This is a genomic window from Acinetobacter sp. AL9 (assembly GCF_041464035.1).
GTDB classification, from domain to species: Bacteria; Pseudomonadota; Gammaproteobacteria; order Pseudomonadales; family Moraxellaceae; genus Acinetobacter; species Acinetobacter towneri.
On the sequence record NZ_JAYFSK010000218.1, the window covers coordinates 1 to 276 of the forward strand.

The 276-nt window shown below is 38.4% G+C and carries 1 pseudogene; it reads left to right on the plus strand.

Annotated features, from left to right (window positions below):
• Positions 1-276 (plus strand): annotated as a pseudogene (locus ACEO2X_RS14410) (RNA-guided endonuclease TnpB family protein); the annotation flags it as partial.

Below are 276 nucleotides of genomic sequence, written 5' to 3' on the forward strand. Positions count from 1 at the left end.
TGGCTATCAAATATGCCAATGGATATGTCCAGTATGGAAAACACCAATTTAAGCTTTGGGATAGCTACGGTTTAAGCAAATACACGTTAAAAACAGGTTCATTTGTAGAGGATAGCCGTGGGCGTTGGTATGTATGTCTTGTTGTTGAATCGCCTAAGCAAGATAAATCGACAGCAACCAAAGCGATTGGTATTGATCTAGGCTTAAAAGATATTGCCACCTGTTCTGATGGCACTGTAATTTCAAATCCAAAATTCTATCGAAAATATGAGCAGA